Consider the following 3099-nt stretch of genomic DNA (forward strand, 5'->3'; position numbering starts at 1 on the left):
GGGTCCCGCCGCCGCGGCCGCGCTGGGCGCCGCCCCGGCCGTCGCCGAAGAAGTTGTCGAAGATGTCCGACATGAAGTCGCCGAACTCGTTGCCGAATCCGGGGCCGCCCGCACCCTGGCTGAAGGCGGCGTGGCCGAACTTGTCGTAGGCCGCGCGCTTCTGCCCGTCCGAGAGGCACTGATAGGCCTCGTTCAATTCCTTGAACTTGATCTCGGCTTCCTTGTCGCCGGGATTGCGGTCGGGATGATAGGTCATCGCGAGCTTGCGGAAGGCGACCTTCAGCTCACCTTCCGTTGCGGTCTTGGCGCATCCCAGGATCTCGTAATAGTCCCGCTTCGACATCCCACCCAGTCTCCGGACACTCAGAAGGCGCTGTGTTCCCTGGACCAGTCCCCCGAGCCCGCCGGGGCGGGCCGTTCAGGGGGCGGTCTCGAGCAGGGTGAGCGGGCCGAGGCATCGCCGCGATCGTGGCGACCCCGGCGCTCTAGCATGAGCCGGCCGGTCCGAGGCTGAATTCGGACGATATCCGGGTCCTGCGGCGCCCGCGCAACAGCGCGTCTCACAAGCAGAGGCGGGGCCGGATCGCTCCGGCCCCGCGCGGTCCTGTCGAAACGACGCCTCAGGCGCGCTTCTTCTGGTCCTTGTCGTCGACCTCCTGGAAATCGGCGTCGATGACGTCGTCCTTCTTCTCGGAGGCGCCCGCCTCGGCACCGGCCTCGGGGCCTGCGCCCTGGTTGGCGCTGTACATCGCCTCGCCGAGCTTCATCGAGGCCTGCATCAGGTCCGTGGTCCGGGCCTTGATGGTCTCGACGTCCTCGCCCTCAAGCGCGGTCTTGAGCGCGGTCATCGCGGTCTCGATCGCGCCCTTGTCGGCGGCCGGGACCTTGTCACCGTACTCCGCGACCGACTTCTCGGTGGCGTGGACCAGGCTCTCGCCCTGGTTCTTCACCTCGACCAGCTCGCGACGCTTCTTGTCCGCCTCGGCGTTGGCCTCGGCGTCCTTCACCATCCGGTCGATGTCGGCGTCCGAGAGGCCGCCCGAGGCCTGGATGCGGATCTGGTGCTCCTTGTTCGTCGCCTTGTCCTTGGCCGTCACGTTGACGATGCCGTTGGCGTCGATGTCGAAGGTCACCTCGATCTGCGGCATGCCGCGGGGTGCCGGCGGGATGCCGACCAGGTCGAACTGGCCGAGCAGCTTGTTGTCGGCCGCCATCTCGCGCTCGCCCTGGAAGACCCGGATCGTGACGGCGTTCTGGTTGTCCTCCGCCGTCGAGAAGGTCTGGGACTTCTTGGTCGGGATCGTGGTGTTGCGGTCGATGAGCCGGGTGAACACGCCGCCCAGCGTCTCGATGCCCAGCGACAGCGGGGTCACGTCGAGCAGCAGCACGTCCTTGACGTCGCCCTGGAGCACGCCCGCCTGCACGGCGGCACCGATCGCCACGACCTCATCCGGGTTGACGCCCTTGTGCGGCTCCTTGCCGAAGAAGGACTTCACCACTTCCTGGATCTTCGGCATGCGGATCATGCCGCCGACCAGCACCACCTCGTCGATCTCGGAGGCCGACACGCCGGCATCCTTGAGCGCCTTGCGGCAGGGCTCGATCGTGCGCTGCACCAGGTCGTCCACCAGCGACTCGAACTTCGCCCGGCTGAGCTTCAGCGCGAGGTGCTTCGGGCCGGTCTGGTCGGCGGTGATGTAGGGCAGGTTGATCTCGGTCTGGGTGGCCGAGGACAGCTCGATCTTCGCCTTCTCGGCGGCCTCCTTGAGGCGCTGGAGGGCGAGCTTGTCCTTGGTCAGGTCGATGCCCTGCTCCTTCTTGAACTCGGCGGTCAGGTACTCGACCACGCGGTTGTCGAAGTCCTCGCCGCCCAGGAAGGTGTCGCCGTTGGTCGACTTCACCTCGAACACGCCGTCGCCGATCTCCAGGATCGACACGTCGAAGGTGCCGCCGCCGAGGTCGTAGACCGCGATGGTGCCGGCCTTCTTCTTGTCGAGGCCGTAGGCGAGGGCGGCCGCGGTCGGCTCGTTGATGATGCGGAGCACCTCGAGGCCCGCGATCTTGCCGGCATCCTTGGTCGCCTGGCGCTGGGCGTCGTTGAAGTAGGCCGGGACCGTGATGACCGCCTGCGTGACCGGCTGGCCGAGATGCGACTCCGCGGTCTCCTTCATCTTCTGGAGCGTGAAGGCGGAGATCTGCGAGGGCGAATACTTCTTGCCGTCGGCCTCGACCCAGGCGTCGCCGTTGTCGCCGCGGACGATCGTGTAGGGAACGAGGCCCTTGTCCTTCTGGGTCATCGGGTCGTCGAAGGTGCGCCCGACGAGCCGCTTGATGGCGAAGAACGTGCGCTCGGGGTTCGTGACCGCCTGGCGCTTGGCCGGCTGGCCGACGAGCCGCTCGCCGTCGTCCGTGAAGGCGACGATCGACGGCGTGGTGCGGGCGCCTTCAGAATTCTCGATGACCCGGGGCTGCGTGCCTTCCATGACGGCCACGCAGGAATTGGTGGTGCCCAGATCGATACCGATAACTTTACCCATGGTGGGATCCCTCTTTTCGTCGCGTTCAAGCAGACCGCCGAGCCCCGAAGCAGCTCGGCCCATGGCGGATGAGTGTGTGATGTGAGTATGGGACCCGGGCCGGATCAAGGGCCGTGAACGGCTGAAATCCAGCGCGTAATCCCGCGTCGAGGGCGATATAAGAACCCCCGGACGGGCTCGCAAGGCAAAGCCGGCGCGTTGGCCCCGGCGATCGGACTTTCTGCCAAGGCTTTGTTCTGCCTCAAAAATCCCTTCGTGGCGCCCGCATTGCCCGAATGGCGTCGACGGATTTTGTTGCTCCGCTGCCACGTCAAGGCCATCGATGGCGTGTTAACGGTTCGACAAGGGGTTGAGCGTGGCCCCGCCACCTCATCCTCCCGTCAGAGCCCGATGCCTCGGACCCGCAGCTTCCTGCTCCCCCGCCTGCTCCCCGTCCTGGCGGCCGCGATCGCGGCTCCCGCGCTGCTCGGCGCGCCGCCGGCGCAGGCCCAGAACTTCTTCGAGCGCCTCTTCGGGATCAAGCCCGAACGGCCGCCGGTGCCGCCCCGCGGCGTGCCCGAGG

2 protein-coding genes are annotated in these 3099 nt (G+C 67.1%); both read right to left on the bottom strand.

The window, feature by feature from the left end:
* The coding region (locus FV228_RS25015) for a DnaJ domain-containing protein (protein ID WP_147857023.1) at positions 1 to 343 on the bottom strand (343 nt) is incomplete at its 3' end.
* Between the two features lie 277 nt (positions 344 to 620).
* Positions 621 to 2537, bottom strand: a complete 1917-nt coding sequence (gene dnaK, locus FV228_RS25020) for a molecular chaperone DnaK (protein ID WP_147857024.1) — start codon at positions 2535 to 2537, stop codon at positions 621 to 623.
* Positions 2538 to 3099 lie beyond the last annotated feature (562 nt).

The organism is Methylobacterium sp. WL18, from assembly GCF_008040015.1.
Taxonomy (GTDB): Bacteria; Pseudomonadota; Alphaproteobacteria; order Rhizobiales; family Beijerinckiaceae; genus Methylobacterium; species Methylobacterium mesophilicum.